The following is a 20,922-nucleotide window of genomic DNA, read 5'->3' as shown; positions in this document are numbered from 1 at the left end:
AGGTTTAACGGGATGCGGTGGACGTGACCAGACCGGCGGCGAGCGCCAGTTGCCACAAGCCGCGTTCGGTGGCCTGTTCGGCCAGGGTCACCCGGGTAAAACCGCAGGCGTCGAGCGCACGGCGGTAGCGGGCACAGAGTTGGGTATTGCCGATAAGGATGATCGACGGCAGGTGCACGCTGTTGCGCCGACGCCGCTGGACATTGGCCAGGGCCGACAACTCGTGGCCGATCAGCAGGCCGGACAGATAATCGGCCTGGGCGCAGGCACTCAATTCACCCGTCAGGCCCAGGCTGCGGGCACTGAACAGGGTCGACAGCGGACCGGTTTCACCGTCTGCCGATAACGCGACCTGCACGCCACGATCAAACGCGTCGCCATCGAAAGACCCGCCACGCTGCTGGGTGCGTCCGAGAATGCTGTGCTCGCTGAGCACGGCGAAGACTTCGCCGGTCATGAAGGTATCGAAATGCACGATGCAGCCGTCGGCCACTTCCACCCATTTCGAATGACTGCCCGGCAGGCCGATCAGCAGGTCCGCGCTCGCCTCGCCCGACAGGTTTTGCAGCACACCAAGCACCTGGGTTTCTTCGCCGCGCATCACGTTCGGCAGACGTGAACGCTCGATGACGCCGGGCACGATGTGCACATCGACGCCGCGCAGGCTGTGCACGGTTTGCAAGGAAGTGCCGAGCGTGGCGACGTTCGCCGGCGTGTCGCGGTAGGCCGCTTCGCACCAGCCCTGGGCGCTGCCGACCATGCCACAGGCAATTACCGGCAATTGCGGCTGGGCATCGAGCCAGTCACCGCATGCCTCATCGAAAGCCAGTTCAAAACCGTCGGTGCATTCCCGGCCGCCAATGATTCTCGGCGTCTTGGGCAACTGCATGATCCCCGACGCCAGCGAGCGCTGTTCGAGCACCTGCCCGTCTTCAGCCAGTTTGTAAGCACGTAATGAGGTTGTCCCCCAGTCGAGCGCGATCAATTGCGCCTGCATCGCTTCACCTGTTTTGGTTTTTGGCAGTGAGTGAGCGGGACTATAAACCCGGATGCCGGGAAATCTCAATATATAAATATCAATCCCATATTGTGAGACTAAGACAAAAAAAGATCGCAGCCTTCGGCAGCTCCTACAAGGTGAACGTTCGTCCCGGTGTAGGAGCTGCCGAAGGCTGCGATCTTTTAAGGGCGATTAATTACCCGCAGCAAAATCCCTCAAAACGGCCCCATCCATCCGATACCGAACCCACTCCTCCTGCGGCTGCGCACCCAGGGATTTGTAGAAATCGATGGCCGGCGTATTCCACTCCAGCACGCTCCACTCGAAACGGCCGCAGTCGTTGGCGCAGGCGATTTTCGCCAGATGCCGCAGCAGGGTCTTGCCCGCGCCACCGCCGCGTTGTTCCGGCGTGATGTAAAGGTCTTCGAGGTACAGGCAATTGCTGCCCAACCAGGTGGAATAGCTGAAGAAGAACACCGCGAAACCGATGGCAGCACCGTCGCGCAGGCAGATCAGGCCGTGGGCGGTGGCGCCTTCGCTGAACAGGCTGCGCTCGATATCGGCAACGCTGGCGATGACTTCATGGCGGGCACGTTCGTAGTCGGCCAGTTCAGTGATGAACGCGAGGATTTGCGGTGCATCACTGGGGGTCGCCGGGCGGATTTCGATCGTCATGGACGTGCCTTGTCTAAAGTTGAAAACGCCATACTAAGGCGACGCGTGGCCTGTGGCGAGGGAGCTTGCTCCCGCCGGGTTGCGCAGCAGCCCCAAAAAGAACACTTGAGTCTTACAGGTGGAACGCAGTCTTTGAGAAAGGGCCTGCTTCGCAGGCCAGCGGGAGCAAGCTCCCTCGCCACAAAAGCTGGATCGCCACAACAACGCAGAGGTTTCACTCCGGTCACCACTAACCCTGGCATCGATAACCTTGGACCTGACATTCGGGCACTGCGTGGTTAGATAGCGGCGCTGCTCACTTATCCGGTCAAGGAACCGCGTCATGTCTACCGCAACACCCCCAGTCTCAAGCAAGTTGTTCGGCCTGTTTTGCCTCGCCAGTTATCTATTGTCGTTGTCCTACGGCTCGACCTTCCTGCTGTCGCTGTTGATCAGCGCGCGTGGCGGCAACGAACACGATGCCGGCAGTGTGATTTCGGCGGCGATGCTCAGCACCTTTGCGGCGGTGATCGTTTCCGGCCATCTGTCCGACCTGCTCGGTGCCGCCCGGTCAGTGGCACTGTTCGGTGTGTTGCTGGTAGCGGCCAGCCTGGGCTTCGCCCTGACCCCGGGCTTCGGCCCTCTGCTGTTGTTTTTCGGCCTGTTGCTGGGCTTGGGTTGGGGCGTGTTCTACACCCTGGGGCCGATCATCGTGGCAAGCCTGGTAACACCCGCACAGCGCGCCAGATACTTCGCCCTGCTGTCGGGCAGCATGATGACCGGGATCGGCAGTGGCCCGCTGCTCGGCCGCGCGGCGAGTGCCCTCGGTTATCCGGTGAGCGCTGCGTTTTATCTGGCGGCACTGGCCAGCCTGATCGGTGTGCTGCTGTTCTGGCGCCTGCAGCGGACATTGAATCAGGCCTCCCTGCCATCGGGCAGCGTGTCGCGGATTTCGTGGCGTGCCGCAGGCCAGGTGCTGTCGTCCAGGGCTGTCTTCCCGATCATCATGGTCGGTCTTGGCGGCTGCGTGTTCGGCGGGCTGTCGAGCTTTCAAACCAGTTATGCCGCAGCGCGCTCGCTCGACTACTCGCTGTTCTTCCTAGGCTTCATGAGCGCGGCGATCAGTGGCCGAATGCTGGTGGCCGGGTTCGTGGTCAAGCGCGACCCATTGCGTGCCTCGTGCCTGCTTTCGGGGCTGATGCTGGCATCGATCGTCCTGTTCGGTTTTGTCGTCGACAGCAGCTTCAGCTACGTGCTCGCGGCGGTGATGCTCGGGATCGGTTACGGCCTGACCTACTCGGTGATCAACGGCCTGGCCGCCAATGAAGCGCCGACTGGCACCACCGCGCAATCCCTGCTGCTGTTCAGCCTGTCGTACTTCATCGGAGTGTTCGGCTTCCCCTTGCTGGCCGGGAAAATCATCGTCGAGCAAGGGATGGCCACCCTGCTGCTCACCGTGTTGGCGGTTGCTGCGCTCAACTGGTTGATCACCGCAGGCCGATTGATATGGCGAAGGGCAGCAGCGGTCAGGGCATTGACGCAGGCCTGAGCCGTCCGTCGCTGACAACGCACCTATCCCGGTCGAGGACGGACTAATCAGGTAAGGACTCTACCCGTTGGAGACAACACCATGATCCTGTCCAGGTTGACCGCCCTCGCCCTCACCGCCCTGCTGTCTTGTGCCTCGTTCGCCGGGACCCTCGGCTCAAGCACCGGCCCGACCAATCCGGTGGAAAAACCCAGGGCGCCAGCCATCCAGAGTGCCCCCGGCATGAACACCGATGGCACCACGATCGACCACAACCTGCCTCCGTCCACCGGCACCGACCCACGCATCCAGGGCAATGACATGGGGCGTCAGGGCGGGGCGGATTTGCCGGACAAAAAAACGCCCGGCAGCGGTGGTCTCGGCTCAAGCACCACCGAGGACGAGGACAGCAATATGAGGCAATAGTGAAGCCAGGATAAATGTACTGAAGCTGATGGCCCCTTCACGGGCAAACCCGCACACAGAGGAAATGAGTCTCAGCGTTGCTTGAGGCGGTCAATAACCACCGCCAGCAGCAAGATCGAACCGCGAATCACATACTGATAAAACGTATCGATGTTCTTCAGGTTCATCGCATTCTCGATGATCGCCAGAATCAACACCCCGGCAATCACGTGCCGGATCATGCCGATACCGCCACTCAACGATACCCCGCCCAGTACACAGGCCGAGATCACGGTCAGCTCGAAACCCTGGCCGATCATCGGTTGGCCGGAGGTCATGCGCGACGCCAGGATCACCCCGGCCAACGCGCCAATCACGCCATGCACGGCAAAGATGATGATCTTGGTCCGGTCGACATTGACCCCGGCCAGCAACGCCGCCTCCTGATTGCCGCCGATGGCCATGGTGTTGCGCCCATAGGTCGTGTAGTTCAGCAGCCAGCCGAAGAACAGGAAGCAGACGATGGTGATCAGGATCGGTACCGGCACGCCGAACATCTGGCCGTTACCGAACACGAAGAACGACTCCTGGGATACCCCCACCGCTTTGCCGTTGGCGAAGATGTAAGCCAGGCCGCGCACTATCTGCATGGTCGCCAGCGTGGTGATCAGCGCGTTGACCCGCAGCTTGGCGATGACGATGCCGTTGATCAGCCCGACGATCAGGCCCATCACCAGCGCTGCACAGACACCGAGAAACACACTGTTGGTGTCGCGCATCACCACCGCCGCAACCACCCCGGCACAGGCAATCACCGAGCCCACCGACAAGTCGAAATGCCCGGACGCCAGGCAATACAACATGGTGCACGCGGCAATGCCGGTGGTGGAAATCGCCAGGCCCAGGCCACGCATGTTCAGCGGCGACAGGAAGTTGTCGATCATCAGGGTACAGAGCACGAAGATTCCGACGGCCGCCAGCAGCATTACCCAGTCATCTAGAAAGCGCCGCATATCCAGCGGTTTGCGTGTAGTCGGCAGGGTGTTGTTTTGGGTTGTCATCATAGTCACCTCTCAGTTCGCCACGCCGTCGGCGCGTTGGCGCGGCAAAGCCAGTTGCAGCAGGTTGGATTCGTTGGCCTGGTCGCGGCTCAGTTCGCCACGCAGCGCGCCTTCGCACAGCACCAGGATGCGGTCGGAAATGCCCATGACTTCCATCAAGTCGCTGGACACCACAATCACCGCGATCCCTTCGGCCGCCAGGTTATGGATGATCTGGTAGATCTCGGCCTTGGCGCCGATATCGATGCCGCGGGTCGGTTCGTCGAGCAGCAGCACTTTCATCGGCATCGACAGCCAGCGGCCGAGAATGGCCTTCTGTTGATTGCCGCCGGATAGAAACTTGATCGGCTGCCCGGCATGTGGTGTTTTCACCTTGAGCGCTTTGATCTGCTGGTCGGCGTTGCCTTTCTCCCACAAGCCACGCAACAGGCAGCCGAAGGTGGAGTGGGCGCCGCGGGCGCTGATGTTGATGTTCTCGGCGACACTGGCCAGCGGCAGGATGCCTTCCTTCTTGCGGTCCTCGGGGCACAACAGGATCCCGGCGGCAATCGCGTCCCGGGGTGAACGCAGCTTCAGTGCATGGCCACGCAGTTTCAGCTGTCCGGCGCTGTTGCGTGTCAGGCCGCTGAGCAGGCGCAACAGTTCGGTGCGACCGGCGCCCACCAACCCGAACAACCCGAGGATCTCGCCTTTGTGCACCTCGAAACTCACGGGCTCGCGTAACCCCGGCCCGAGCAGACCGTCGACCTTGAGTGCCACCGCGCCGCGCTGGCGCGGGCGGTAATCGTAGATGTCCTGGATGTCGCGCCCGACCATGCAGGTGACCAATTGATCATGGGTCAGCTCGCTCATGTCATCGAACGTGCGCACGTATCGCCCGTCCTTGAACACCGTCACCGCATTGCAGATGCGGAACACTTCTTCCATGCGGTGGGAGACGTAGAGCACCACTTTGCCCTCGTCCCGCAGCCGGCCGATGATCGCCATCAGGCGGTCGATCTCCCGCGCCGAAAGGCTGCTGGTGGGTTCGTCGAAGGCAATCACATGGGCGCCACGGGACAGCGCCTTGGCGATTTCCACCAGTTGCCGTTGCCCCAGGGACAGGCGCCCGACTTTCTCCTGCGGGTCAATCTCATCGGCCAGGCCTTTGAGACAGGCCAGCGCCTGCTGGCGCAGGGTGCCGCGATTGATCAGGCCAAAACTGGCCGGCAGATGCCCGAGAAACAGGTTCTCCGCCACGGTCATTTCCGGCACCAGATGCAGTTCCTGGTGGATCACCGCGACGCCACTGCCGATGCTGTCGGCGGTGGACTTGAAGTCCATCGTCCGCTCGCCGATCTGCAAGGCTCCGCTGCTGGGTATGTAGGCCCCGCCGAGGATTTTCAGCAGCGTCGATTTGCCGGCGCCGTTCTCGCCCATCAAGGCATGAACCTGCCCCGGATGGGCGACGAAGCTGATGTTGTCCAGCGCCTTCACCCCGGGAAAGGTCTTGCCGATCCCGTTGAAGCGCAAGCTGCCGCTGTGTTGTTGTGTATGTGTTTGCGCGTGCATAACCCACCTCTTCAAACCGGACAGGCAGCCCCGTCGCCGCAGCCGCCGCTGAAATCAATGGCCATCAGTTCCACAGGCCGATCTTTTCCAGTTCCTGCTTGAAGTTGTCGCGGGTGATCAGCGTCACGTCATCCATGGCGGTGTACTTCGCCGGTTCCTTGCCGGTGGTGACCCACTCATACATCATGCTTGCGGTGTTGTAGCCCTCGATGTGCGGGCTCGGCAGCATCGAACCATAAAAGCCGCTGTCGGGCTTCTTCAGCTCGCCGATGGCGTCGGTACCATTGATGCCGATGCCGATCACGTTGGCCGCAGCGAACCCGGCACTCTCGGTGGCGCGCACACCGCCGAGTACGGTGTTGTCGTTCATGCCGCCGATGATCAGGTTCTTCGCTGCACTCGGCAGTTTCACCAATGCCGAGTTGGTGGCGTCCATGCTGCCCGGCACGTCGAGGGTCTTGAGGGCCGAGAACAGGATGTGGTCCTTCGGCATGCCGGCGTCTTCCAGGGCTTTCACCGAACCGTCGGTGCGCTTCTTGCCGGTGTCGAGTTCGTTGTAGGTGTTGATTACCGCGTACGTATCTTTCCAGTCCCAGCCGCGTTTCTTCGCCTCGGTGGCCATGGCATGGCCTTGCTTCTGGCCGACTTCGAACGCGGCCATGCCGAGGTACGGCACGTCTTCCATGAACTTGCCGCTGGCATCGACGAAACGGTCATCGACGGCGATCACCTTCAACCCGTTGAGCTTGGCCTTGGCCATGATTGCCGGGCCGAGGGACACGTCCGGCGGGCAGATCACGAAGCCTTTGGCGCCATTGGCCGCGAGGCTGTCGATGGCCGACAGGGTTTTCTCACCGTCCGGCACGGCGATCTTGATCAGGGTGAAGCCCTTCTCTTTCCCGGCCTTTTCGGCAAACGCCCATTCAGTCTGGAACCAGGGTTCTTCCGCCTGCTTGACCAGGAAACCGATTTTCACTTCCTCGGCCGCCAGCAGCGTGCTGCTCAGGCTGACCGCCGAGACCGCCAACGCGGCACAGCACAGGGAACGGATAGCATGACGACGATTCATAAGCTGACTCCTTGTTATTTTTGTTGAGCGTTCTTTGAAAGCGTTCTGTAAAGCCAAGGCGGTAAACCGAACCGCCAATAGTCATATCGTATGATGATTGGATTTCAGACGTACCAGGACGCCTGAAAGCCCGGTCACTCAGTCGTGATACATCACCGAACGCCCACCATCGATGGTGATGCACGAGGCATTGATGAACGGTGCTTCATCACTGGCCAGGAACACCGCGGTCATCGCCACTTCAATCGGCTGGCCGATGCGTTTGGGTGGATGCAGGTCAAACGCACGTTGGCGCTCAGCGTGAGGGTCGGTGAAACCGTTCCAGTAATCGATATTGATCTGAGTTTCGATATAGCCCGGTGCGATGGCGTTGACGCGGATGCCCCTGGACGCATATTCGATGCCCAGCGCGCGGGTCAGGCCGAGCAAGCCGTGCTTGGCCACCGGGTAGGGAAAGCAGCCCGGAATGATGTGGGAGGAATGGGTCGAGGCAATATTGATGATGCTGCCGATGCCCTGCTCGATCATCTGCGGCAGCACCGCCTTGCAGCCATACCACGCGCCATCGAGGTCAATGGCAAAGCAGCGACGCCAGTCTTCCTCGGTCATTTCCAGCGGATCACGGAACACGTTGACCCCGGCGCAGTTGACCAGCACATCGATCCGGCCGTGTCGCTCGACCGCCAGCCTGGCCATCGCCTGCAGGTCCTGCGGCTGTGAAACGTCAGCCTTGATCGCCACCACGTCGGCGCCCTGTCCGCGCCAGTGCGCCGCGACCTTCTCGACCTTCTCGGCCTGGATGTCGCTGATGATCAGCCTGGCCTGCTGGGACGCAAAGGTTGCCACAATGGCCTCGCCAATGCCCTGGGCGGCACCGGTCAGCAGCACGACTTTGTCTTTGAGGCGCTCACCCTTGGGCGGTTCGGGCACCGGGGGCAATGACAGCGGTTCAGCCATGGTTCAAGACTCCTGTTCGAAAACACGACGAAAACCGGACATCAGTCGATGGCCGGTCAAAAGGCGTTGTGGAAGAAAACAGGTAAGCGCGAAAACGTTTCAGCTTGAAAACGCTTTGCGGCATTGTCTCCGCAAGGGAGCACGGGGGAGTTTCGCTGCATCACTTCACCTGTTTTGTTTTTTTGAGTGTGAGTGCATGTAACTGGTGAGGCCGACTATAAACCTGGCCTGCGACAAATCTCAATATATATATTTACATCCCATATTATGGGACTTAATCCGCAAAGCGCGTGCAACGCTTCCCGGGCACCTCCACCGGAATCGACAACACGCCCCCATCCAGGGGATGTCCCAGCGGACTCGCCGCGCTGGTGATGTACAGGGTTTTCAGGTCTGCACCACCGAACACGCAACTGGTGGGACGACTGATCGGCAGTTCGATGGTCCGGTCGATTTTGCCGTCAGGGCTCAACCTGAGCAGACAGTGTCCATCCCAACGGGCATTCCAGATAAAACCTTCGGCATCCATCGCCGAACCGTCCGGGCCGCCGCGCCCATGCGGGCCAAACCAGGCCTGCGGCGCATCGAGGACGCCGTCGCTGCGGATGAAGTGTCGATACAAGGTGCCATCGAGGCTGTCGCCGAAATAAACGCGGGTGCCGTCATCGCTCCACAACAGCGTGTTGGGAATGCCCAGGTTGCGCAGTAACGGCACAACCCGCCCGGTACGATCGATGCGAAACAGTCCACCCGAACGGCGCACGATGGGCAGGTCTTCACCCTGTTCTCCGATATTGTTTTGCATGGTACCCAGCCAGAGCCGGCCCTGGGCGTCGCAGCGGGCTTCGTTGGGGCGGTTGCCCGGTTGCGGATCGGCCACGCAGAACAATGTCAGGCGCGGCGCCAGGCCCGGTGAATCGAGATCGAGCCGATACACGCCACTGCTCAATGTCACCAGCGCGTCGCCGCTTTCACAGGGGATAAAGGCGGACACATGTTCCGGCATCTGCCAGATCTGCACGTTGGCGCCGATCAACCGCAACGCCTGTTTACCCGCGATATCCACCCAATACAGGGCCTGGGTCGGCGCATCCCAGAACGGACCTTCGCCCAGTTTCGCCCGATGCCCGGTAACCGCCGTCAACGTCATGAAACCTCCTGCAGGGTTCTTGTTTTTATGATGGAGCGAGCTTGCTGGCGATGGTGTGTCAGTCGGCCTCGTGGTGCTGATACACCATCGCGAGCAAGCTCGCTCCTACAGCGGTTCGAGTTCTCAGCTGGCCTTTTTGTCGGCCATGACTTGCGGGTAGTAACGCTTGATCGCCAGGGCGGCGTTATCGATCAGGGTCATGCAAGCCCAGACACCCCGAGCGGTATCACGGGCCGCGATAGCCTCGGCCAGGTCCCGGTGAATCGGCAAGGTGCGACGCAGTTCATCCGGATCGGCAGCGGACACTTCAAAGGCCACCGCCAGCAACGCGCCGAGGGCGGGAACCATTTGTTCGATGAATTGATTGTGGCTGGCGGCGAGGATGCACTCGTGGAAGAGCTGGTCGGCACGGTTGTAATCGATGCCGTTGTCCACTGCCCGTTCCAGTGCGTTGCAGGCCAACAGGATCGCGTCCACCTGTTCGCCGGTCGCGCGCTCGCAAGCCCAGCGCACGGCCATCGGTTCGATGGTGCGACGCAAATCGAGCAGATCGTCGACGAAGTTTTCCGGCAAGCCGCTGCGCGACAGCCAGCCGACGACTTGTGGATCGAAGAGGTTCCAGCGCCGCACCGGCAACACCCGCGTGCCGACTTTCGGGCCGACCTCGAGCATGCCTTTGGCAACCAGGGTTTTGATCGCTTCGCGGATGACCGTGCGGCTCACGCCAAGTTGCTCGCCGAGGTCGGCTTCGACCTTGAGTGACTCACCCGGCCTGACCTGCCCCGTGGCCAGCCAGCATCCCAGCCAGTCGACCGTCGTAGCATGAAAGCTGTTGGACATGGGCACCTCGAAGCCGTATGCGATGGAGGACCACGCTAATCATCATACGATTGGGTGTCAATTTGATTTTTTGAAGAAATCAGAAATCTAATGTGGGAGCGGGCTTGCTCGCGAAGACGGAGTCACATCCAACAAAGATGTCGGCTGACCCAGCGCTTTCGCGAGCAAGCCCGCTCCCACAGGGTTTTGCGTCAGGGTTCGAGGCCGATGGGGAAAAACTCGCCGCCACTCCAGACACCGAGCCAGCGCTGGCCGTCGATCTCTCGGCTCACTGCCAGCTCTACCAGCTGATAGAACACATTGCGATGGATCAACGCCTCTAGATTGCTGCGCACATGGACGTAAGGGGCTGGCTCCTGCGTGTCGGGATCGATCACTACGCGCAGCGGATGCTCCGCACCGGCCTCGGTGGTTTCATCGACGTTGGTGGTGAAGCGCAACACCTGCGCCTCACCCTCGCCTTCCACGTCCACCGCAATCGCCACGAACGGCGCATCGTCGACTTTGATGCCGACCTTTTCCACCGGGGTAATCAGGAAATAATCATCGCCGTCGCGGCGAATGATGGTGGAGAACAGCTTGACCATCGGCTTACGCCCGATCGGCGTGCCCAGGTAATACCAGGTGCCGTCCCGGGCGATGCGCATGTCGATGTCGCCGCAGAAATCGGGGTTCCACAGGTGCACCGGCGGCAAGCCTTTGGTCTTGGGGATCTGCCCCAGCAAGTCGTTGGCTTTTTGCGGGCCACTCATGGCGTTCTCCTTGAAGTTACTGGTCGCTGAGCCCCAACAGGCCGCGCGCATATTGCTCCAGCGGCGGGCCCATCAGGTCTTCGGGTTTTTTATCGTGGAACGTCAGTAAACCGCCACGACTCTTGATGGTCGCAGTATCAATCAAATACTGGGTGCTGGTCTCGATCAACATGATCTGAATCATACCGCTGTCGATGCCGAGGCGATCCAGGGCTTCCTGATCCAGCCATTCGTCCGAGTTGCCGATACGGTCGTCCGACTTGGCGAATCGGGTGTAGAGCAGATAGTGCGCACCGGCGGCACGGGCTTCGCCCATGGCCTGGTCGAGGCCTTCCGGCGTGCGGGCACGGCGGACCATCGGGAAGTATTCGACGAAGCCATCGAAGGCGACTTCGGCAATCACGTTGGGCCGCGGGTAAATGGCGCTGCCCGGCGGCATGAAAGCGCCCTGGGCGATGTAGACGAACGAATCCGGTTGAATGCGCAGGTTGTTTACGCGCCGGCTGTCGCTGTGATCGAGCAGCCCCGCATCGCTCATATGGTAACGAGTCCCTTCGGCCATATCGCTGACGTTCATGCAGCCACCAAGCGCCAAAACGGCCAGCAGCAAAACCAGGCTACGCATCCTATCCTCCAGAGGCCGGTGTCGGAAAACCGGCGAATGGCCGTAGGATGCAGCTTTTGCGCCAGCTCATGGGCATTGTTGGCTTATCCATAGCCATCGCGAGCAAGCTCGCTCCCACAAGGGTTTACGCAAACCTGTGGGAGCGTGGCTTGCCCGCGATGAGGCCGGTTCAGCCGCCGATAATCTTCATGACAGTCGCGCCGCCAGAGAACGCCACTTCCTGCTTGTCCCCCAAGGCTTTCACCAGGAGTCTCTGCAAGGCCGGCAGCGCCTGGTGGCGCGGTTTGTCCAGCAGGTCGCCGACGTAATGGCGATTGCTCGACGACAGGCAGCCATGCAGCCACCCGGTGGAAGACAAGCGCAGTCGCGAGCAGGTCCGGCAGAACGGCACACTTTCGTTGGCGATCACGCCGAAGTAACCCTGGCCGGGAATTTCATAACGAACCGCCGTTGCATCGACCGGGGCATCGGCCTGCAGATATTCATAGCGCTCACCGATCAGACTCAGCAATTGCTGGAGGCTGACAAACTGCTGCAAAAACGCATTGGAGTCGTTGGCCAGGTGGCCCATGCGCATCAGCTCGATGAAGCGCAGTTCATAACCGCGCTCCAGGCAGTAGTCGAGCAGCGGCATCACTTGATCAAGGTTCTGTCCGCGCAGCGGCACCATGTTGACCTTGATCTTCATGCCGGCTGCACTGGCCTCGTTCATGCCGTTTAGCACGGTGGCCAAGTCGCCGCCCCGGGCAATGCCGCGGAACGCACTGGCGTCGAGGGTGTCGAGGGAAACGTTGAGGCGCCGAATGCCGGCGCTCACCAGCAGCGGCAGTTTCTTCGCCAGCAGCTGGCCATTGGTGGTCAGGCTGATGTCTTCCAGGCCCATCTGCCCGACCGCCGTCATGAACGCTTCGAGTTTCGGGCTGACCAGCGGCTCGCCGCCAGTAATGCGCAGACGCTCGATCCCTGCCGCCTCAATCAGATAAGCCACACCGCGTGCCATCGCTTCGGCCGACAATTCATCCTGCGCAGCCACCAGCCGCTTGCCGTTGGGCACGCAGTAGGTACAGGCGTAATTGCAGGCAGAGGTCAGACTGATTCGCAAGTTGCGAAAACGCCTGCCTTGACGGTCAACGATCATGGTCACTCCGGCGGAAGAATATCGGGCTGCTAAAACTTGACTCAGAAATCAAGTTTTAGCAAGTCCTCTACCTGAGTATATTCCTGCGCTACTGCGCCAAGTAGCGAAATCATGGCGCAATAAGGCAACTGAATGAATCAGCTGCCGGAAGTGTCGGTGTCGCGCTTGCGTTTGTTGCCCATGCGCACGCCGATGTCCATCAGGAACTGGAAGAAACCTTCCTGATCTTCCAGCACATTGCTCCAGAACGGCGAGTGATACAGCGCGACGGCGCCGTGCACCAGCGCCCAGGACGCGCAGTAGTGGAAGTAAGGTGGCACGTCTTCCAGCTTGCCTTCGCTGATCCGGCCCTTGATCAGCAGGGTCAGGCGTTCGAAGTTCGAGGCACGGATCTTGTGCAGCTCCTCGATCATCTCCGGTACCTGGTTGCCCTTGACCACTTTCTCTTCGAGGCGGTCGAAAAGGCGATAGCGTTGTGGATCGCGCATGCGGAATTCGAAGTAGGCCCGGGACAGGGCTTCCTTGTCCTTGTCGACATCGGCCGAATGCAGCAGTGCGTTCAAATCGCGCTCGTAGTCGAGCATCAGGCGCAGATAGATTTCCGCCTTGGATTTGAAATGCTTGTAGATCGTGCCTTTGCCGATACCGACGGCATCAGCAATCATCTCGACGGTGACACTGTCTTCACCTTGTTCGAGGAACAGCTTTAGCGCGGTATCGAGAATTTCCTGCTCGCGGCGACGAAACTCACGGACCTTACGAGGTTCTTTATGCATAAGAAAAGGTCTGTCGGGGTCAAAATTCGAAGCCGCGTATTATGCCTAACTTACGCAAAAATGCACGGATCATCCGACCATATCTGCACTTTCCGGTCATTCCGCGCACGATTACCGGTTGATGAGAACTCTTCCGAAGCGCACGTATTCCAAATTTGTTTAAAAACCCTGACCAGCAAACTGGACGAGGCGCAATCCTGATCAATACTTGAACTGTCGGCGGGGCATCTCCCCCAAGTGTCACGCCGATATTGGTACCAACGGACCGCGTGCCATTGTTTTACTCCTAATGGTCTTAACCCGGATTCACCCCCCAGAACCCGGGTTTTTTTTGCCTGCGATTTAACCTTTTACATGCGCCAGCGGGAACAGCCGCTTGAAATTGGCCGTGGTCTGCTCGGCAAACCGCTCATAGGGTTCACCACGCAACATTGCCAGAAATTCCGCTACTTCACGCACGTACTGCGGCAGGTTTGGCTTGCCGCGATGGGGAATCGGCGCCAGGTAGGGCGAATCGGTTTCCACCAGCAAGCGGTCGGCCGGCACCTTGCTGGCCACATCGCGCAACGCATCGGCATTGCGAAAAGTGACAATCCCGGACAAGGAAATGTAATAGCCCATGTCCAGTGCAGCCTTCGCCATGTCCCAGTCTTCGGTAAAGCAGTGCAATACGCCCGCCTGGGGCAATGCCGCTTCGCGCAGCAAGTCCAGGGTATCGGTGCGGGCCCCGCGGGTGTGGATGATCACCGGTTTGCCGGTCTGCTGCGCCGCTTGCAGGTGCAGGCGAAAGGATTCCTGCTGCAACTGCGCCGCTTCCGGCTCGTAGTGGTAATCGAGGCCGGTTTCGCCGATGGCGACCACACGCGGGTGATTGAGCTCCTGCAACAGCCAGTCCAGCGCCGGCGCGGCACCCGGTTGTACATCCAGAGGGTGCACGCCCACCGAGCAGTCGACGTCGTCATAACGTTCGGCCAGGGCCTTGACGTCGGCCGCGTTGTCCGCGCTGACACCGATACACAGAAAGTGCCCAACCCCGCGCTGCCGGGCGGCATCCAGGGCAGCATCCAGGGAGCCGTCGTGGGCGGCCAGGTCGAGGCGATCGAGGTGACAATGGGAATCTACGAGCATAAAGGGCTGCAACTTACATCGAATGGGTGGGACGGTCGGGTGTACTGATAGAGTCTAGGCGCAGGCAGTCATCTTTGGGCAGGCAACGACGCCCATTGCACCAGCAAGGCCTCCAGCAGCAAGGCCGGATTGAGGTTGGCCTTGCTCAAGACTTTCTGTCGTTGGGCGAGAATCCAGTCCTGGATATCGAGGACTTTGCCCTGGGCGCTTTTCTGCGCCAGGTATTGCACCACCTTGCGCATGTCGGCCAGGCCAAGGCCGGCTTCGTCCTGGGTCAACTGATAGCGCAGGATCAGGCTCGACCAGTCGCAGAACCAATCGAACAGGCGCAACATCGGAATGTTTTTCCATTCTTCGGCCAGTTGCGTCGGCGACTGCTGTTGCTTGAGGAGTTTCTTCACCCCTTCCACGACTTGCATGCGCTGTTCACGCACGCCCTGGGCCTGGAGATTGACCGCCGCCAGTGGCGAACCGGCGGCCAGCGTCAGCAACTCGACGCGCTCCTCTTCGGAACATTCCGGCAATGCCTGGGCCAGCCACTTCAAGCTCATGGCCTCGCCCGGCAGCGGGCAGGCCTGCTGCACGCAGCGACTCTTGATGGTGGGCAACAAGCGGCTCGGCTGGTGGCTGACCAGCAATAAAACCGTATCGCCGGACGGCTCTTCGAGGCTCTTGAGCAAGGCGTTGGCGGCGTTGATGTTCATCGACTCGACCGGCTCGATCAGCACCACTTTGCGCCCGCCCAACTGCGCGGTCTGCACCACGAAACCGACCAGATCGCGAACCTGATCGACCTTGATCGCCTTGTCGGCTTCCTCCGGTTCCAGGATGTAGTTATCCGGGTGACTGCCAGCCTTGAGCAGCAGGCAGGATTTGCATTCGCCGCAGGCCTCCAGCGCCTTCGGGCGCTGGCATAGCAAGCTGGCCATCAGGCGCTCGGCCAGTGCGCGCTTGCCGATCCCGGCCGGGCCATGCAGCAGGTAGGCGTGCGCATGCTGCGCACGACCCGCCAGGTGCTGCCAGAGGCTTTCCTGCCACGGATAGGCCTCAGCCACGGTTCAACTCCAGCAGGCGCGGCAACAAGGCATCCAGCGATTGCTGAACCTGTGCCAACGGTTGGGCCGCATCGACCAGCACATAACGCGCCGGATCCGCCTTGGCCCGCTTGAGGAACGCATGGCGTACGGCATCGAAAAAGGTCCGGCCTTCGAGTTCGAAGCGATCCAGGCGGCCGCGTGCGCTGGCGCGGGCCAGACCCACCTCGACAGGCAGATCGAAAATCAGTGTCAGGTCCGGGCGCAGATCGCCTTGAACGAAGGTTTCCAGAGCCGCGATGCGCTCAAGCGACAAGCCACGGCCACCGCCCTGGTAGGCGTAAGTCGAATCGGTAAAACGATCACACAAGACCACGGCACCGCGGGCCAGCGCCGGGCGAATCACTTCAGCCAGGTGCTGGGCACGCGCCGCGAACACCAACAGCAACTCGGTATCCGGGTTCATGACTTCGTCGACGGGAGCCAACAACACCTCACGGATGCGCTCGGCCAACGGCGTGCCCCCCGGCTCGCGGGTCAGCACCACCTCGATGCCGGCGGCGCGCAAGCGCTCGGCCAGGTATTCGCGATTGGTGCTCTTGCCGGCGCCTTCCGGGCCTTCCAGAGTAATAAACAAGCCAGTCACAGGCAGTCCTTAGTCAGAGTCATTGCGGGCTTTTCGGTGCGCTTGCATCGGGTTCCGGTGTTTCCGGAGCTGGCGCAGGATCTTGCGCCGGCACTTGCGGCAGTGCCTCGGGAGCCGTGTTCGGTGAAGCGGCCGGGATCGGAGCCAGCTCCTGCGAAGCCTTGGCTTCCTGCGTGCCGTTCTGCTCAGTCTGGGTCGGCGCCGTCTCTGGCGTGGCAGTGGGCGCCGGGCTGGAGCGGTAATCGGTGCGACGCTTGAGCTGGAACTCCTTCACGGCATTGTTGTGGGCATCCAGGTCGTCGGAGAACACGTGAGTGCCATCACCGCGGGCCACGAAGTAAAGGCTGCTGCCCTCCACCGGATTGAGTGCCGCATGAATGGCTTCGCGACCGACCATCGAAATCGGCGTCGGTGGCAGGCCCGCATTCATGTAGGTGTTGTAGGGCGTCGATTCCCTTAGGTGAGCCCGGGTCAGTTTACCGCTGTAGCGGTCGCCGAGGCCGTAGATCACCGTCGGATCGGTCTGCAGCAGCATGCCCATCGCCATGCGTCGCACAAACACACCGGCAATCTGCCCGCGCTCCTGCGGCACGCCGGTTTCCTTTTCCACCAGCGAAGCCATGATCAGCGCCTGGTAGGGCTCGGTGTACGGCACATCGGAAGAGCGCTGCTGCCACTCCTTGGCGAGCACTTCGTCGAGGCGGTCGTAGGCGGTTTTCAGCAGCTCGATATCGGACATGCCGCGCACGTAACGATAGGTGTCAGGGAAGAAGCGCCCTTCCGGAAAAATCCCGGTGTGGCCGAGCTTGTCCATGACCTGGCTGTCGCTCAAACCGTCGAGGCTATGATCGAGCTTCTCTTCCTTGGCCAGCGCTGCGCGAACCTGGCGGAAATTCCAGCCTTCTACCAGGGTCAGGCTGTACTGAACCATTTCCCCGCGTTTCCACAGGTCGATCAGTCTTTCGACGGTCATGCCCGGTTGCATGCGGTATTCACCGCTGTGCAGCGGTTGTTTGCCGAGATTGAAGCGCCAATACACGCGCAGCCAGAAGGCGTCCTTGATGACACAATTGGCTTCGAGTCGGTAGAAGGTGCGGGTCGGTGTGGTGCCCTTGGGCACATCCAGCAATTGTTCCTGGGCAATGTTCAGCGGCTGTACCAGCGCCGAATGAATTTTCCAGGCTGAAGCACCCATCAGCAGCCCTGCCAGAACCACTCCGGTTTCCAGCAGCAGCAAGAGTTTACGTCTCACGTATCAAGCATCCAGTAGCACACGGGCAATGGTTTGGAGTTTACGGGTGAGCGGCCCAACCGGCCAGTGAAGAGCAGCATAGGCACGCACCGGCCAGATACCATACACGCTGTTGCAGACAAAGACTTCGTCAGCCCATTGCAGCTGTTCGAGGGGAATGTCGGTGATTTGCGTGGGGATTCCCAGCGATCTGGCCTGGAACAATAGTTCGGCACGCATCACCCCGGACACGCCGCAGCGCTTGAGGTCAGCCGTGATGAGCACGCCGTCACGCACCAGGAACAGATTGCTGAACACGCCTTCGATCACGCGCCCGGCCTGATCGAGCATCAAGCCTTCGGCATGCTCGGTGTCCTGCCATTCGGCACGGGCGAGGACTTGTTCAAGTCGGTTGAGGTGCTTGAGGCCGGCCAGTAATGGCTGCCTGGACAATCGAGTGGCGCAAGGAAACAGACGAACACCCTGCTCGCCATGCGCGGCAGGGTAAGCCGCAGGTGGATTGCCTTGCAGAATGCGTCGGGCCTGGGCCGAAGGATCGGGCGCGTAACCGCGCAGGCCGTCGCCGCGGGTGAGAATGAGCTTGAGCACCCCGTCACCCAATGCCGCGGCGTAGGCCAGCAGTTCGCTGCGGATCAATTCCTGATCGGCAGCAAGCGCCAGACGCGAACAGCCATCCGCCAGACGCGACAGATGCCGCTCCAGTAACACGGGCTTGCCGTTGCGCACGGCGACGGTCTCGAACAGACCATCGCCGTAAGCCAGGCCGCGATCCTTCAGCGACAAAGCGTCAGCCGGCTGACCGTCGACCCAGCTGTCCATCAGCCTGCGAACCGGCGGAACACCAGCGAGCCGTTGGTGCCGCCAAAACCGAAGGAGTTGGAGACGACCACATCGATATCCATGTTGCGCGCGGTGTGCGGCACGAAATCGAGGTCGCAGCCTTCATCCGGCTCATCGAGGTTGATGGTCGGCGGCGCCACCTGGCTGTTGATGGCCAGCACGCTGAAGATCGCCTCGACCGCGCCCGCCGCACCCAGCAGGTGGCCGGTCATGGATTTGGTCGAACTGACGGCCAGCTTGTAGGCATGCTCACCGAACACCGACTTGATCGCATTGACTTCAGCAAGATCGCCTGCGGGAGTCGACGTGCCGTGGGCGTTGATGTACTGCACTTGATCGCCATTGATCTTCGCATCGCGCAGCGCATTGGTGATGCAACGGGCAGCACCCGCGCCATCGGCAGGTGGCGAAGTCATGTGGTAGGCATCGCCGCTGGTGCCGAAGCCAATGAGTTCGGCGTAGATGGTCGCACCACGGGCCCTGGCGTGTTCCAGCTCTTCCAGAACCAGTGCACCGGCACCATTGGACAGCACGAAGCCGTCACGGCCCTTGTCCCATGGACGGCTGGCGCGGGTCGGCTCATCGTTGCGGGTCGACAGCGCGCGGGAGGCACCGAAGCCGCCCATGCCCAGACCGCAGGCCGCCATCTCGGCGCCGCCGGCAATCATCACGTCGGCTTCGTCGTACATGATGTTGCGGGCTGCCATGCCAATGCAGTGGGTACCGGTGGTACAGGCCGTGGCGATGGCGTAGTTAGGCCCCTGTGCCCCCAGATGGATGGACAGGAAACCGGAAATCATATTGATGATCGAGCCTGGCACGAAGAACGGGGAAATCCGTCGTGGGCCGGTCTCGTGCAGCGTGCGGGCGGTCTCTTCGATATTGGTCAGACCGCCAATACCCGAGCCCATGGCCACGCCGATGCGCTCACGGTTGGCGTCGGTGACTTCCAGACCGGCGTTGCGCACCGCCTGAAAACCTGCGGCCAGACCGTATTGAATGAACAGGTCGAGCTTGCGGGCTTCCTTGACCGACAGGTATTCCTCGACATTGAAGTCCTTTACCGAGCCGCCAAAACGGGTGGAATAGGCAGAAAGGTCGGCGTGTTCGATCAGACCAATGCCACTGCGGCCAGCCAGAATGCCCTGCCAGCTGCTCGGCACATCCGTGCCCAGTGGCGACAACATACCCATACCGGTGACTACGACGCGTCTACGCGACACAGCACTCTCCTTTTTTCAAATGACGACTTTGCATCAGGCCTAAAGAAAAAACCGCACGCCATGATGGCAGTGCGGTTTTTCCATGACAGCGAGCAACGATTACAAACTATTACGCCTGGTGGCTAGTAACGTAGTCGATTGCAGCTTGTACAGTAGTGATCTTCTCGGCTTCTTCGTCAGGGATTTCGGTCTCGAATTCCTCTTCCAGAGCCATCACCAGCTCAACGGTGTCAAGGGAGTCGGCACCCAGGTCTTCAACGAAGGAAGCAGTGTTGACCACTTCTTCTTCTTTAACGCCCAGTTGCTCAGCAACGATTTTCTTGACGCGCTCTTCGATGGTGCTCATACCTTGTTTTCACTCCTAATGGACAAATTCAGGCAGCTGGCCAGTGGGTAAGTGTATAGAAAGGCTTTTCAGCTTTTCAACTGAAAGCTTCACTCCTCGAACCCGGTGACCCTCTGCCTATAAATAGATTGCAGCTTTATAACGGATTTTAGACAGCTCGTATGACATTTTTTTGAAGCAATCCGTCACATTTGAATTACATGTACATCCCGCCGTTCACCGGGATTGTAGCTCCGGTAACGTAAGCCGCACCGTCCGACGCAAGAAAAGCGACCACGGACGCGATCTCTTGAGCCTGCCCCAGACGACCCAGCGGAATCTGCGACTGCAAGGCTTCACGCTGCGCCTCGGGCAGTTCACGGGTCATATCGGTATCGATGAACCCTGGGGCCACCGAGTTTACCGTAATCGCACGGGAACCGACTTCACGCGCCAATGCACGACTGAAACCTTCCAGACCGGCCTTGGCGGCAGCGTAGTTTACTTGGCCTGCGTTGCCCATGGCACCCACAACCGAACCAATACTGATAATTCGGCCCCAACGGGCTTTGGTCATGCCACGCAAAACGCCCTTGGACAGGCGGAACAGACTGTTCAGATTGGTATCGACAACGTCGTGCCACTCGTCGTCTTTCATGCGCATCATCAGGTTATCGCGGGTGATACCGGCATTGTTGACCAGGATCGCCGGCGCACCGAACTGCTCCTGGATGCTCGCCAGGACCGCCGCCACGGACTCGTCACTGGTGACATTGAGTTCCAGGCCGGTGCCTTGAATACCGTTTTCCTTCAGGGTCGCGGCAATACGCTCGGCACCCGACGCGGAAGTCGCGGTACCTACAACGATGGCGCCCTGACGACCCAGTTCCAGGGCGATAGCCTGGCCGATGCCACGGCTTGCACCGGTGACCAGTGCAACTTTACCTTGCAGACTCATGCAAGCTTCT

At 60.5% G+C, this 20,922-nt stretch carries 22 protein-coding genes; 2 read left to right on the top strand and 20 right to left on the bottom strand.

Annotated features, from left to right (window positions below; all coding sequences use genetic code 11):
- Positions 1 to 4: 4 nt before the first annotated feature.
- A complete protein-coding gene (locus KW838_RS14575) occupies positions 5 to 997 on the bottom strand; it encodes a 2-dehydro-3-deoxygalactonokinase (RefSeq protein WP_218501417.1) in 993 nt (330 codons plus the stop codon).
- Positions 998 to 1,192: 195 nt separating this feature from the next.
- A complete protein-coding gene (locus KW838_RS14570; protein WP_085724875.1) occupies positions 1,193 to 1,675 on the bottom strand; it encodes a GNAT family N-acetyltransferase in 483 nt (160 codons plus the stop codon).
- 322 nt (positions 1,676 to 1,997) lie between these two features.
- On the opposite strand from KW838_RS14570, the gene KW838_RS14565 reads away from it, so the two are divergent.
- Positions 1,998 to 3,203: an MFS transporter gene (locus KW838_RS14565; RefSeq protein WP_218501416.1), complete on the top strand. Its 1,206-nt coding sequence runs from the start codon at positions 1,998 to 2,000 to the stop codon at positions 3,201 to 3,203.
- 81 nt (positions 3,204 to 3,284) lie between these two features.
- Positions 3,285 to 3,608 carry a hypothetical protein gene (locus tag KW838_RS14560; protein ID WP_102700884.1) on the top strand — a complete coding sequence of 108 codons (324 nt, stop codon included), beginning with the start codon at positions 3,285 to 3,287 and terminating at the stop codon, positions 3,606 to 3,608.
- Between the two features lie 71 nt (positions 3,609 to 3,679).
- On the opposite strand, the gene araH is transcribed toward KW838_RS14560, so the two are convergent.
- The 18 genes from araH to fabG form a co-directional block, all read right to left on the bottom strand.
- Positions 3,680 to 4,648, bottom strand: coding sequence for an L-arabinose ABC transporter permease AraH (gene araH / locus KW838_RS14555; protein ID WP_033048066.1), 969 nt, complete (start codon positions 4,646 to 4,648; stop codon positions 3,680 to 3,682).
- A gap of 12 nt (positions 4,649 to 4,660) precedes the next feature.
- Positions 4,661 to 6,199, bottom strand: coding sequence for an L-arabinose ABC transporter ATP-binding protein AraG (araG, locus tag KW838_RS14550; protein ID WP_218501415.1), 1,539 nt, complete (start codon positions 6,197 to 6,199; stop codon positions 4,661 to 4,663).
- Positions 6,200 to 6,263: 64 nt separating this feature from the next.
- A complete protein-coding gene (locus KW838_RS14545) occupies positions 6,264 to 7,268 on the bottom strand; it encodes a substrate-binding domain-containing protein (RefSeq protein ID WP_102700886.1) in 1,005 nt (334 codons plus the stop codon).
- Positions 7,269 to 7,406: 138 nt separating this feature from the next.
- Positions 7,407 to 8,225, bottom strand: coding sequence for an SDR family oxidoreductase (locus KW838_RS14540; protein ID WP_102700887.1), 819 nt, complete (start codon positions 8,223 to 8,225; stop codon positions 7,407 to 7,409).
- Positions 8,226 to 8,499: 274 nt separating this feature from the next.
- A complete protein-coding gene (locus KW838_RS14535) occupies positions 8,500 to 9,375 on the bottom strand; it encodes an SMP-30/gluconolactonase/LRE family protein (RefSeq protein WP_218501414.1) in 876 nt (291 codons plus the stop codon).
- A 123-nt stretch (positions 9,376 to 9,498) separates the two neighbouring features.
- Positions 9,499 to 10,215: a FadR/GntR family transcriptional regulator gene (locus KW838_RS14530; RefSeq protein ID WP_102700889.1), complete on the bottom strand. Its 717-nt coding sequence runs from the start codon at positions 10,213 to 10,215 to the stop codon at positions 9,499 to 9,501.
- 191 nt (positions 10,216 to 10,406) lie between these two features.
- Entirely contained in the window at positions 10,407 to 10,967 is a 561-nt protein-coding gene (locus KW838_RS14525) for a DUF1285 domain-containing protein (RefSeq protein WP_218482733.1), read from the bottom strand.
- Positions 10,968 to 10,983: 16 nt separating this feature from the next.
- Positions 10,984 to 11,592: a DUF4823 domain-containing protein gene (locus tag KW838_RS14520; protein ID WP_102700891.1), complete on the bottom strand. Its 609-nt coding sequence runs from the start codon at positions 11,590 to 11,592 to the stop codon at positions 10,984 to 10,986.
- Between the two features lie 169 nt (positions 11,593 to 11,761).
- Positions 11,762 to 12,730, bottom strand: coding sequence for a GTP 3',8-cyclase MoaA (locus KW838_RS14515; RefSeq protein WP_218501413.1), 969 nt, complete (start codon positions 12,728 to 12,730; stop codon positions 11,762 to 11,764).
- Between the two features lie 137 nt (positions 12,731 to 12,867).
- Positions 12,868 to 13,506 carry a TetR/AcrR family transcriptional regulator gene (locus KW838_RS14510; protein WP_007977040.1) on the bottom strand — a complete coding sequence of 213 codons (639 nt, stop codon included), beginning with the start codon at positions 13,504 to 13,506 and terminating at the stop codon, positions 12,868 to 12,870.
- Between the two features lie 342 nt (positions 13,507 to 13,848).
- On the bottom strand, positions 13,849 to 14,634 hold the full coding sequence (locus KW838_RS14505; RefSeq protein WP_102673872.1) for a TatD family hydrolase: 786 nt from the start codon (positions 14,632 to 14,634) through the stop codon (positions 13,849 to 13,851).
- 68 nt (positions 14,635 to 14,702) lie between these two features.
- A complete protein-coding gene (locus tag KW838_RS14500; protein ID WP_218501412.1) occupies positions 14,703 to 15,689 on the bottom strand; it encodes a DNA polymerase III subunit delta' in 987 nt (328 codons plus the stop codon).
- Positions 15,682 to 16,314, bottom strand: coding sequence for a dTMP kinase (gene tmk, locus KW838_RS14495; RefSeq protein WP_007977045.1), 633 nt, complete (start codon positions 16,312 to 16,314; stop codon positions 15,682 to 15,684). Before tmk ends, KW838_RS14500 begins: the two co-directional genes overlap by 8 nt.
- 19 nt (positions 16,315 to 16,333) lie before the next feature.
- Positions 16,334 to 17,566, bottom strand: coding sequence for an endolytic transglycosylase MltG (gene mltG / locus KW838_RS14490; protein WP_218501411.1), 1,233 nt, complete (start codon positions 17,564 to 17,566; stop codon positions 16,334 to 16,336).
- Between the two features lie 3 nt (positions 17,567 to 17,569).
- Positions 17,570 to 18,385: an aminodeoxychorismate lyase gene (gene pabC, locus KW838_RS14485; protein ID WP_218501410.1), complete on the bottom strand. Its 816-nt coding sequence runs from the start codon at positions 18,383 to 18,385 to the stop codon at positions 17,570 to 17,572.
- Positions 18,385 to 19,629, bottom strand: a complete 1,245-nt coding sequence (fabF, locus tag KW838_RS14480; protein ID WP_102700896.1) for a beta-ketoacyl-ACP synthase II — start codon at positions 19,627 to 19,629, stop codon at positions 18,385 to 18,387. The genes pabC and fabF overlap by 1 nt, the downstream gene beginning before the upstream one ends.
- Before the next feature lie 109 nt (positions 19,630 to 19,738).
- On the bottom strand, positions 19,739 to 19,975 hold the full coding sequence (gene acpP, locus KW838_RS14475; protein WP_003175607.1) for an acyl carrier protein: 237 nt from the start codon (positions 19,973 to 19,975) through the stop codon (positions 19,739 to 19,741).
- A 196-nt stretch (positions 19,976 to 20,171) separates the two neighbouring features.
- Positions 20,172 to 20,912: a 3-oxoacyl-ACP reductase FabG gene (gene fabG / locus KW838_RS14470; RefSeq protein ID WP_102700897.1), complete on the bottom strand. Its 741-nt coding sequence runs from the start codon at positions 20,910 to 20,912 to the stop codon at positions 20,172 to 20,174.
- Positions 20,913 to 20,922 lie beyond the last annotated feature (10 nt).

It is taken from the genome of Pseudomonas sp. PDM27 (genome assembly GCF_019219205.1).
In the GTDB taxonomy this organism is placed as follows: domain Bacteria; phylum Pseudomonadota; class Gammaproteobacteria; order Pseudomonadales; family Pseudomonadaceae; genus Aquipseudomonas; species Aquipseudomonas laurylsulfatiphila.
Note: the sequence above shows the minus strand (reverse complement) of the source record. Positions and strands in the feature narration are given on the sequence as shown.